Origin of the sequence: Beduini sp., from assembly GCF_047239305.1 — a bacterium.
Lineage (GTDB): Bacteria > Bacillota_I > Bacilli_A > Erysipelotrichales > Coprobacillaceae > Beduini.
Genome location: NZ_JBKTEM010000001.1, coordinates 446,560 through 457,529 on the forward strand (window position 1 = coordinate 446,560; position 10,970 = coordinate 457,529).

General features: G+C 35.3%; 10 protein-coding genes and 1 pseudogene. 3 read left to right on the forward strand and 8 right to left on the reverse strand.

Annotated elements, in window-relative coordinates; genetic code table 11:
- Nucleotides 1–73: 73 nt before the first annotated feature.
- Entirely contained in the window at nt 74–340 is a 267-nt protein-coding gene (locus ACLRVU_RS02360) for a hypothetical protein (RefSeq protein WP_412890521.1), read from the forward strand.
- Between the two features lie 204 nt (nt 341–544).
- Here the strand turns inward: ACLRVU_RS02360 and ACLRVU_RS02365 are convergent, their stop codons facing one another.
- The 5 genes from ACLRVU_RS02365 to ACLRVU_RS02385 all read right to left on the reverse strand — a co-directional run bounded on the left by ACLRVU_RS02365 (nt 545) and on the right by ACLRVU_RS02385 (nt 5,686).
- On the reverse strand, nt 545–2,293 hold the full coding sequence (locus tag ACLRVU_RS02365; protein ID WP_147548773.1) for a GNAT family N-acetyltransferase: 1,749 nt from the start codon (nt 2,291–2,293) through the stop codon (nt 545–547).
- A 71-nt stretch (nt 2,294–2,364) separates the two neighbouring features.
- On the reverse strand, nt 2,365–3,615 hold the full coding sequence (locus ACLRVU_RS02370) for an ATP-binding protein (protein ID WP_147548775.1): 1,251 nt from the start codon (nt 3,613–3,615) through the stop codon (nt 2,365–2,367).
- A gap of 10 nt (nt 3,616–3,625) precedes the next feature.
- Nucleotides 3,626–4,990, reverse strand: coding sequence for a PFL family protein (locus ACLRVU_RS02375; RefSeq protein WP_147548777.1), 1,365 nt, complete (start codon nt 4,988–4,990; stop codon nt 3,626–3,628).
- A gap of 12 nt (nt 4,991–5,002) precedes the next feature.
- Nucleotides 5,003–5,275 carry an ACT domain-containing protein gene (locus ACLRVU_RS02380; RefSeq protein WP_147548779.1) on the reverse strand — a complete coding sequence of 91 codons (273 nt, stop codon included), beginning with the start codon at nt 5,273–5,275 and terminating at the stop codon, nt 5,003–5,005.
- Nucleotides 5,276–5,386: 111 nt separating this feature from the next.
- Nucleotides 5,387–5,686 carry a PTS sugar transporter subunit IIB gene (locus ACLRVU_RS02385; RefSeq protein WP_412890522.1) on the reverse strand — a complete coding sequence of 100 codons (300 nt, stop codon included), beginning with the start codon at nt 5,684–5,686 and terminating at the stop codon, nt 5,387–5,389.
- Nucleotides 5,687–5,885: 199 nt separating this feature from the next.
- On the opposite strand from ACLRVU_RS02385, the gene ACLRVU_RS02390 reads away from it, so the two are divergent.
- Both ACLRVU_RS02390 and ACLRVU_RS02395 read left to right on the forward strand, forming a co-directional pair.
- Complete coding sequence (locus tag ACLRVU_RS02390; protein WP_147548783.1) at nt 5,886–6,203, forward strand: PTS sugar transporter subunit IIB; 318 nt, start codon at nt 5,886–5,888, stop codon at nt 6,201–6,203.
- Nucleotides 6,204–6,257: 54 nt separating this feature from the next.
- Nucleotides 6,258–6,815: a YfcE family phosphodiesterase gene (locus ACLRVU_RS02395; protein ID WP_412890523.1), complete on the forward strand. Its 558-nt coding sequence runs from the start codon at nt 6,258–6,260 to the stop codon at nt 6,813–6,815.
- Between the two features lie 28 nt (nt 6,816–6,843).
- Here the strand turns inward: ACLRVU_RS02395 and ACLRVU_RS02400 are convergent, their stop codons facing one another.
- From ACLRVU_RS02400 to ACLRVU_RS02410, 3 genes and pseudogenes are all read right to left on the reverse strand, one after another.
- Nucleotides 6,844–9,363, reverse strand: coding sequence for an FtsX-like permease family protein (locus ACLRVU_RS02400; RefSeq protein ID WP_412890524.1), 2,520 nt, complete (start codon nt 9,361–9,363; stop codon nt 6,844–6,846).
- A 481-nt stretch (nt 9,364–9,844) separates the two neighbouring features.
- Nucleotides 9,845–10,513 (reverse strand): annotated as a pseudogene (locus ACLRVU_RS02405) (ABC transporter ATP-binding protein); the annotation flags it as partial.
- A gap of 90 nt (nt 10,514–10,603) precedes the next feature.
- Nucleotides 10,604–10,957: a helix-turn-helix domain-containing protein gene (locus ACLRVU_RS02410; protein ID WP_147548791.1), complete on the reverse strand. Its 354-nt coding sequence runs from the start codon at nt 10,955–10,957 to the stop codon at nt 10,604–10,606.
- Between the last annotated feature and the right edge of the window lie 13 nt (nt 10,958–10,970).

The following is a 10,970-nucleotide window of genomic DNA, read 5'->3' on the forward strand; positions in this document are numbered from 1 at the left end:
ATTATAACACAGCTTGAAACCAGACGAAAACCTCTTTATAATAGATATTAGGTTGAATGAAGGAGAATAAAAAATGTCTACAGATCCTAAAAAATTAGTAAAAACCATTCTATTGACTTACTTGCTGGCTTCTGTCATATTGGCTTCCGGTTATACTTGCAGGGGAGTGCCGATACTAATTATCACTTTTTCAGCAATAAGTGTGTTGCTTTATGGAAGTGCTGTATTGGCACTGCATCAAAACTATAAAAAATACAAGATATCCATGTATCGTTTTTTAGAAGGAATTGGAATTATCTTTTGTTTATTTGCTGTTATAATGGCAGTAATGAACCTATAAGAAAGGCCTAGGGTAATATATAGATATAACCTTAGGCTTTTTATGTTTTTGCGGAATATAAGCAAAATATAGTATTTCTTTTCAGAACGTATTTATTTATATATTTTGGTTAACATAATATGCATTATCGGAAGTTGTATATATTGTTAAAAAAGGAAAAGGCGAGTTAATGTAATACGATTACAATGCCTTTTCACTTCTTTGTTAAAGGGTTTCACTGATAAATAATGTGGTTCCTGATCTTTCTATTTCATCCTTCAATGTATTATCTTGATATCGAACAGCCATATTCGCCAAAGCTTTTTCATTATCAGCTAATTCAATATTGTCAGCCATTCTTATCTCAATCTGTTTTGCTTCACACAATAAATAATTAAGAACAGCTTTTAATCCTTCCGGATCATCTATAATGGATTCATGAATTAAGATCACATCATCAGATTTTTCATATACTATATATCCTATGCACTTTTCATTTTGATAAAGCGTTAGGATACAATGGTTCTCATTTTGATGATATGGTATAAAATAATTTTCATAGTAAGCTTCATCACGAATGCGATAGCCATTATAATGCTCAGTAAAGTGTTGGTATGCTCCCAGTAAGGTTGTTGCTCCCACCTCTTCTTTAAAATTGTATACAGACTCGTTAATATTGGCAAACGGCTTTTTGATGATCGCTATCTTATGATAATAAGCTTCCATAAAGCCAAAAGAACGGTAAACATCCCAATTATAGGCTTGCAGGATCAACAAGCGATCCTCTTTATGATCTTCCAGTGCTTTTTCCATCATCGTTCGCATAAACCCGTTGCCTCTGAAGTTTCGTTTCGTACAAACACCGACAATAAAGTGTGTTTCAATCTCCTTATCCCCTACTTTTAAAGTCATTGGTTTCATCTGCATCGCTGCCAATATCTGGCCATAGCATTCTATTGCGTATGTATTTTTGGGATCATATAAATTACTGAAATAAAAGGCTGTCGAATTTTCATCCTCATCAGCAAAAGAATCCAACCATAATTGCTTAATCTGTGATGTATACTGATTACCAGGACGAATCAGTTTTGTCTGATTTAGACCAATCGCATATTTAACAAGACGATATAAAGGATGCAGATCCATCTTTGCCTTTCTTAATTCCGGAAGACCTAGATCATCTTCACGGTTAATAAAATGATATTCTAAATGCTCATTTAAGAAATGCTTCAGTACAGCCACATATAAACCACGAATACTGCGATTCGCCTTTTCTACATGAATCTGCAGTGTATCTTCATATAGTTTTGACGCTAATGTGAACGCTTCGATCTTACCATCAATATAAAGACACCCGCCAAGTAGATTTAACTCATCATAATGCGCTAATAATCCTTCAATTCCGTTGATTTCTGCTTCAATATCCTCTTTTCGATCATGGGTATCTTTCCATTGATTTAAAAAGCTGAGAACATCTTCTTTCATAGTGTTTTGATATGAAAGAAACTCAAAGCGTCCCTCATATTCTTTCACAAAGGCATTATAATGATTGCGTCTTTTCTGCATTTTCTTTCCTTTTAAAGTAGCGTGCATGGATACATCATAAACATAATCCCCAGCATTTTCTTCTAATCGCCATATAAAAGTGTTTTTAGGATAATATTTCTTTAGCAATTCCACAAATGGATCCACTGCTGCTTCCACAACAAAATCCACTCCATGCTGCTTTGAATACGCTAACATAAAATCCACTGCCTCTTTAAAATAAGCTTCATCACATAAAGGCATCATCCATCTCACTCGGTCATGATAGAGCCAGTAGCCGACAAAAAAATGTTCATGAATTTCATAGTAAAGTTCATAAACATCTTTCCACATCAATAATGTGACGATGTTGCAGTTATATTCATTATAGCCATACTGATCGATGTATGACCGAATTTCTTCAATATCATTATAGTCTATTTTCTTCATAAATTTCTCCTGTTACGACAATATTATACCACACTCGATGATTATTAAAATTAAAATGCACAAAAAAGGCATTAGAGTGTCTCTAATACCTTTTTATTGACCATATATTGAATAAACTGAGTTGCTGTACGTCCGGAAAAACCACCATTGCGAATTTCCCAAATCATAGCCTGCGCATGCAGTTCTTCCTGATCCATCTCTAAATGATATTTTTTGGCCAATGTATCGACAATATTTAAGAATTCATCCTTAGCCGGATGAGAATATAAAATAGTGATTCCAAAACGATTAACCAATGAAAGTTTTTCCTGCATAGCGTCATTCAAATTAACTTCATCTACATTTTGTCGTTCAGACCAGCTTTGCTTGATTAGGTGACGGCGATTGCTTGTTGCATAAATAATAATGTTATTTGGCTTTTCTTCCAAACCACCTTCAATAACGCTTTTTAAATATTTATATTCAGTTTCAAAATCTTCAAAAGATAAGTCATCCATATAAATAATGAATTTGTAATGACGATTTTGCAAAGTATGAATGATCTCCGGCAAAAACTGAAACTGATGCTTATAGACCTCGACAATTCTCAAGCCATCTTGATAAAAGTCATTTAAGATCGCTTTAATACTGGTTGACTTACCAGTTCCGCTATCTCCATACAATAATACATTATTTGCTTTTTCGCCTAATAAAAACGCTTTTGTATTTGCAATCAGTTTTTCTTTTTGACTGCTGTAGCCAACAATATCACTCAACGTATAGCTCTCTACATGACTGATTGGAATGATTTTATGCTGATCATAGCGAAAGGCCTTATTTAAGCCATAGAAGCCTACTCCGTAAGTAGAATAGTGTTCCTTTAAAACATCATAAAACGCTTCTATAGAGGATGTATTAGCTAAATGATCGCAAAGTTCAGACAATAAGTGATGCACTTGCGGATCCATCATGTGTTTTTTGATTTTATAGTCTTTAAACATCGGCTGATATAGCGGATTCAGACAAGAAAAATCATAATGAAACAAGTGATAAATGATAGAAAGGTCAGATAAAACAATAGCTTTTAAAGAAGCATCAATTTCTTCTTTTCTTTCCAGTGCCAGTGTAAAGGAGTTTTCATGATAAGCTAGCAGCAGTGTAATATATACCTGAAACAGCTGTCCGTCAATCGCATATGTTTCTTTTACCTTTAGCAGTTGGTGAAAAAGATCGATCTCATATTGATCCGGTTCCTTTTGCCACGCTAAAAAAGCAGAAAGCGGTTCTTCAATGATACATTCTACTTTTAACGGACGATATAAGATAAGCTGATTTAAATTCATTGATTTCACCTTAATTCTTAAAACTATGAATTGGTGCCGGTACTCTGCCGCCACGGTTTACAAATTTAGAACAGTCGTATTCGTTGACTTTCATGATTGGTGCATAGCCTAACAATCCACCAAATACCGCTTCTTCCCCAACATCTTTTCCAATGACAGGAATGATTCTTACCGCAGTTGTTTTCTGGTTAATCATCCCAATGGCCATTTCATCTGCGATAATTCCGGAAATGGTACTGTCTGTTGTTTTACCCGGAATAGCGATCATATCCAATCCAACTGAACAAACACATGTCATCGCTTCTAGTTTTTCAAGGGTCAACGCACCCACCCTTGCAGCATCGATCATTGCTTGATCTTCACTGACCGGAATAAATGCTCCGCTTAATCCACCAACATAAGAAGATGCCATGACACCGCCTTTTTTAACTTGATCGTTTAAAATCGCTAATGCAGCTGTTGTTCCAGGTGCACCAACCGATTCTAACCCCATTTCTTCTAAAATTTCAGCAATACTGTCTCCTACAGCCGGTGTAGGCGCTAAAGAAAGGTCGATAATACCAAAGGGTACATCTAATTTTTTAGAAGCTTCCTGTGCCACTAATTGACCGACACGGGTAATTTTGAATGCTGTTTTCTTTATGGTTTCACATAACTCACCAAAATCTTTGCCGCGTGCCTGTTCGATTGCCTTTTTAACAACACCCGGACCGCTGACTCCGACATTGATGATGCAGTCTGCTTCTGTTACCCCATGAAAAGCCCCTGCCATGAACGGATTGTCATCGGGAGCATTACATAAAATAACCAGTTTTGCGCATCCCAAAGAATCTTCTTCTTTTGTCAGTTCTGCTGTATCTTTAATAATCTTTCCACATAATTTAATCGCATCCATGTTCAATCCTGTTTTGGTAGATCCAACCACTACTGAACTGCAAACTGAATCCGTCACTGCCATTGCTTCAGGAATCGATTCAATCAGTAATTTTTCAGCCGGTGACATCCCTTTTGATACGACAGCTGTATATCCACCGATAAAATTGACACGCGTAGCTTTCGCCGCTTCATCCAATGCTTTCGCAATTTTCACAAAGTCCTGTGTTGAATGACAGCTACTGCTGCCAACAAATCCGATTGGGGTTATAGAAATTCTTTTATTGACGATTGGCACACCAAATTTCTTTTCAATTTCTTCTCCGACAGAAACTAAATTCTGTGCCTTTGTCGTGATTTTACGATAGATATTTTCACATACCTTATCAATATCACTGTCCATGCAATCTAACAAGCTTATCCCCATTGTAATCGTTCTTACATCCAAATTTTCCTGTTCGATCATTTTATTGGTTTCATTTACTTCAAACGTATTAATCATCCTAGACCTCCGTTAAATACGATGCATCTTATTAAAGATGTTTTCATGTTGTAATTTAATATTGACTCCGATTTCTTTTCCTAACGTATCCAGTTCATCAGCCACATTTCCAAAAGTTTCTTCAACTTTTGAAGCATCGACGATCATCATCATATTAAAATAATCCTGTACGATGGTCTGTGAGATATCTAAAATGTTCATTTCATGTTTCGCTAGAAAAGTACATACTTTTGCGATAATTCCTACTTGATCTTTTCCTACTACGGTAATGACTGCTTTGTTCATATACATCCTCCTTGTTATATCTGTTAGCATTATAACAAAATACGATTTAAAATACTACCTGTGATTCTATAAAAAAACCGGTAAAAAGAAGACTTTTACCGGTTTTGGCAATTATAATCGCAAGATCTTTTTTACTTTATCTAAGACTGCTCGGCCGTTCATGGTGCCGTAATCTACCATATCAATCATTTGGATGGGAATTGATCGTCTTATCGTCTCTTGAATGTGATGTTTTTCAAAGCGTTCTTGGGGTGATAAGAGAATGACATCGGCTTTATCACACCATGAGTTCAAGTCTTCTTTTAACACAGGGTGAATCGTAATTTCAATGCCATCGTCCCTGGCGGCTGCTTCCATATTATGTATCAACATATTAGGGGCTTCGGGACATTCGATGATAATCGTCTTCATTGCCAGCTCCTCCTTTTATCTACTTATATCATACAATGTGTGATTATTTATGTAAACCCTTCCACTTGTTTTTGTCAAGATATTTGCTTAAAAAAACATTCTGCTTATATTTATATATACCGCTTTCAAAAAGGCGTGACAAATGAGTGAAAATGTGCTTTAATATATATGTAAATTAATTATATAGGAGGAACTTACAATGGTAAGAATTATGTTAGCATGTGCAGCTGGTATGTCAACTAGTTTATTAGTAACTAAAATGCAAACAGCAGCTAAAGAAGAAGGAGTAGAAGCAGAAATCTGGGCAGTACCAGAAGCAGACGTTGAAAAAAACGTTGGTAAATTTGACGTATGTTTATTAGGACCTCAAGTACGTTTCAAATTAAAAGCTATTCAAAAAATCGCTGATGGTAAATGGCCAGTAGATGTTATCGAAATGACAGCTTATGGTACTATGAACGGTAAAAAAGTATTTGACTTTGCTATGGATACTTACAACAAATTCTATAACAAATAATAAACTATTAAAATAAAAGACGGGGGCTTTCCTCCGTTTTTTATTACTTGAAAAATGAAAAAAATATTAGTAGTAAGTGATACTCATATGGATAATGATACTTTTTCTTCAATCACTGCTCGTCATCGTGACTGTGATTATTTTGTTCACTGCGGAGATTCGTCTCTGCCGTATAATGCTCCTTTATTAAACGGCTATATCACTGTGATTGGCAATCATGATGATGATCCTCATTATGATCAAAATCGTTTTTTTAAAGTAGAAGATCAGCGAATATTCGTTACCCATGGGCATCTCTATGATGTTTATCTAAGTTACGACAAGTTGTATCACAAAGCAAAGCAAATGAACTGTACTCTCGTCTTGCATGGTCATACTCATATTCCCCATCTGCAGACGATTCATGGCATTACCTTTATCAACCCGGGCAGCGTGATGTTTAACCGTTCTCACTACGGCTATGGCACGTATGCGATCGTATTTATTGATCATGCTCGGATATTTGTTCACTTTTATCATCACGAAACCCATCAGATCGTTGATGACATTGTCCTGCAAGACGGGGAAGAAATGCTGAAGGAATTTGGTTTCAGCCATGATTTAACATTTTAAAAGCACCTCCTAAGAGGTGCAATTTTTATTAAACAACGTCTTTCATATTTTCAATCGCCTGTACTCTTCGAATATTGTTTAGTGAAATCAATACCAAAACTGCAACTAACAGGATATCAAAAATCATGATTGATACAATTAATGTTAATAAGATGTTTTGTCCTAATTGGAAAGCAGCAGACAGCTTCAGTTTTGATTCTAGTATACAGATTGGAATAAAGATCGCTGTAACTAAAGCAGAAGCATTGATATACCCTTCCAAATACTCAAAGACAAAGAGTTTGTAAAGCTGGTACGAGGTCATTCCGACTGACTTCATAATGCTGATGTCTCCGCGTTTTAAATGCACATTTCCTACAAGGACATTGTTGATATTTAAAACTGAAATGACAAATAACAAGAAGAATAACGGATACAGCAGGGATTCAATCATAAAGGAAACTACTTTGTTTTCCTGTGCTCTCAATAAAACATTATCATAAGTGTACGTATCCTTAGCTCCGGAATCGGAAATGGCATTATCAATTGCCAGTGTCGCTTTTGTCACTGTTGCTTTATTGCTTAAAACAATCTTTGCTGCTTCTTTGACAGTAAAGTATTGTTGGTACTTGATACCATAATCAGAGGACATGGCGACAATACGCGGATACTCATCATAATCACAATAGAGACCTTCTGCACCTTCATCGACCAATGCAATAGCGGCTACATTTTCGTAGAGTGTTTCTAATGATTCTGTCATATATAAACGGTCCCCTACTTTGAGCTGATCAAATAAGCCCTCCGCTACTTTTGAATCCTTTCTTAATACAACGACCATGCCGCCGTTATCTAAATCATCTAATGATCCGGCTACAACATAAGGTTTCAATTTATCTAGCTGATGATGATCTAAAAGCAAGGTAGCCGTTTGAATCTGACCATACATAATACCGTTTTCATCTGTGTTTTCTACGTAACTTACACGTGCATTGCTTTTATAAGTTTTAAAATTATCCTGATTGATCGCATCTACCGGATATTGAATGTACGGACCTAAAACCTGACGTTTAATATCCATTGACTCCGGAATCAATTCACGATCATCGATAGCCTGATATAATTCGTCATAAATTTCAAGGTTGATCGGTGTTGCTGTATTCATAGGAATAGAGTTCTCGATCGAAAAGTCGTAATTAACAGAAGCTGTTTCATTTTTATATGAGAAGTTGCTTAGAAATACGGCAAAGAAAATAACCGTAGTGAGAATAAGCAAGGCAAAAGATTGAAAAATATTCCGAGTTTGCTTTTTTAAACGTCCATTATAAATCAAAAACATTTTCCAAGAAAAACTTTTTGACATATAGCTTTGACGCTGACGAGGCGGATCATAATTGTAAGCTACATCTTTCAAGTCATCGATCGCACTAGAGTGAATGTAACGGCTATAAGAATGATGTCCTAAAATCAGCATTAACCCAAATCCGATTAGGAATGATGAAATCAATGTATATGGGTTCATAATCATTGACCAATCAAACGGCAGAGCTAATTGTTTAATAAACATCTTTAATACAAAATAAGAAACTAAAACACCAAACACAATTCCTAAAAATGCGCCTAGCAGCCCTAATGCCGACAATTCAATCTTTAATAAATGATTAATATCTTTAGGAGTTGCCCCGATAGATTTTAATAAACCAAACTCTTTGCGACGATCTTTATCGGTAATAATAAAGACGTTTTTCAAAGAGATGACTGACATCATGACAGCAATAAGAACAATAGCTGCAAACATGACTAAAAGCGTCGTCGTATCTTTTAAGTAGTTTTTCACAGTGTCATAAGAAATCGCAGAATTATTCATCTGAATTTCTTGAGTATCGGTATGAAAAATCTCACTGATCATCGTTAAAGAGTCAGCTCGCTGTACCTGATCATCGCGAATAATTACATTGCGGTTAGTGCTGGTATTATTATCCATTACATAAACCGGAGCAGCTGAAGCTGTCAGCTGAGCAAATAATTCAGTCGCTTCATATACACCAACCACTTTATAAGTTGCAGTTTTGCTCGAAGGCTGATTAAACACATTATTGTCCACTTGATAAATGCCATTGGAAGCAGTATTCGTTTCGATCAGATCCAATGATAATGTATCCCCTACTTTTAATCCCAACTGGTTAGGAACAACGATTTCATCATTAGCATTCGGCAGAGTACCTGTTTCGATGATAATTGGCAAAGGAGATTCTTCTTCAAGCGGTGTTAACTGATGAAGCGCTAATGCCTGTTCCTGATACGTTGAATATGTATTCAAATCATAATCATAGGTAGTCTGATGACGCGTTAACGGTTCACCTACATTACTATTAAGAATGTAATGATATTCTCCTGTCGTTTCTTTGTTAGGAATCTTAGTTAAAGAAAAGACATTTGTAAACAGGGTTAAAGAAGTAAAGATAATCGCAACACTTAAAGAGATTGCAATCAAACTTAGTAGTGTACGTTGTTTTTTCTTCACAATATTGATAAGAGCTAATTTATTAATATATTTACTTACCTTCATGATAGAACGTCGGTTCCTTTTCTTCGATTGCCTTCATCAGCATTTTTTTACGTTTTGTAGTCATCCATCTTGCATTGTCAAAAGTATCCACAAATTGAAGCAATTCTTCTTTTGTTGAAATGGATTTAACGACTTTATTCTTTTTCATGTTTTTAAATTCAATACATCTAGCTCTTGCAAAAACATCCATTCCTTCTAAGAATAAATCAAAGTACACTTTCATGACATCTTCCACTTTTTCATCTATTTTATCATCCGTTGTCTTTAAATCTTCATTATAAATAAAGAAAAGTGTACGAAGCATTTCATTATAATCAATAACAAAGTTTCCGGTTTTCATATCCCATTTTTCATATTCTTCATCGATATGTACCGAAAACTCCATATTATCTAATTTTTCCTGTGCACGTTTAAAAATTTCATCTTTATCTAAACGTTTAATTGAAGTTTCTTCAATCGGACTGTCTTCTCCTTCGGTTTGGAAGTCCTTAATGATATGTCCATCCTGAATCTCTAAAACACGATCTGCATAACGGGCTAAGTTCAAATCATGTGTAATCATTACGATGGTTTGGTTATATTTTTTAGAAGCTAACACTAAGAATTCCATGATCTCTTTTGCTAACTTACTATTTAAGTTTCCGGTTGGCTCATCAGCTAATATAATACTTGGCTTGTGAATCAGGGCTCTTGCGATCGCGACACGCTGCTGTTCCCCACCTGACATTTTACTTGGATAGAAATCTAATCGATCTTTAATCCCCAATAATTCCACTAATTCATTGAAATATTGACGATCCACTTTTTTCTCATCCAGCATCAGCGGCAGTTCGATATTTTCTCTTGCAGTCAACACCGGAACTAAGTTGAAGAACTGATAAATGATCCCTACTTCTCTTCTTCTAAAGATCGCTAAGCCTTCCTGATCGAGTTTTGTTACATCCTTACCGTTAATGAAAATTTCTCCGGTAGTAACGGTATCTACCCCAGCCATCATATGCATCAAAGTGGATTTACCTGAACCAGATGTTCCAATGATACAAACAAATTCTCCTCTCTCAATAGAAAAAGAAGAATTTTTTAGGGCTTCTACCTTAATATCGCCAGAACCATAGGTTTTACTGACGTTTTTAACATTAATTACTGCCATATTATCCTCCTAATATAATAAAAATACACTTTAATATTGTAACCCTTTTCAGGTGAAATTGCAATTTATTGTATATAAAAATAATCCAGTTTATTCAGCTGGATTATTGCCTTCAGTGGCTTTTTCTTCGTTTCTTTTTCTCTTGTATTCAATGATAAACATTACTTCTTTTAAATCTTCATCAGGCAGTTCTGTTAACAAACGTGCAATATTAGCGATATTATAATAATCATATTTTTTACCGCTCATGATTTCTTCTACACTACGTCCGTAAAGGTTAGATAGAATCTTTAATTCCCCGACAGTGACGTCGCGTTTACCATTTTCAATATCTGAAATGGCTGAATGGGGAACGTTCAAATAAGAAGCAACCTCTTTTTGAGTTAAATGCTTAAAGTTTCTATATACTTTTAATCTTTTCGCTAATGCCATATCAATAGCCATATTCTCACCTCGA